This is a genomic window from Caballeronia sp. INDeC2 (assembly GCF_023631325.1).
Lineage (GTDB): Bacteria > Pseudomonadota > Gammaproteobacteria > Burkholderiales > Burkholderiaceae > Caballeronia.
The window spans coordinates 1-302 of sequence record NZ_JALQDG010000070.1 but is presented as its reverse complement, the minus strand read 5'-3'; the positions used below and the strand labels follow the sequence as shown (position 1 = coordinate 302).

Below are 302 nucleotides of genomic sequence, written 5' to 3'. Positions count from 1 at the left end.
GAGAGGACTCGAACCTCCACGGTGTTGCCACCGCTAGGACCTGAACCTAGTGCGTCTACCAATTCCGCCACCTGGGCCAAGGGGTACAGCAAGCCCGCTATTCTAGCGGGAATAGGCACCGTGTCAACTGCAAAGTCATACGATTCGTCTGAATTAAAAAACACGGTTTCCGCACAAAAAGAAAAAGCCACCCGAAGGTGGCTTTTTCAAACATCTGGTGCCCAAGAGAGGACTCGAACCTCCACGGTGTTGCCACCGCTAGGACCTGAACCTAGTGCGTCTACCAATTCCGCCACCTGGGC

Annotated in this window: 1 tRNA gene; it reads right to left on the bottom strand. The window is 54.3% G+C overall.

The annotated features are described in order from the left end of the window. Positions 1 to 215 precede the first annotated feature (215 nt). Positions 216 to 302 (bottom strand) — tRNA-Leu (locus tag NCS28_RS33105).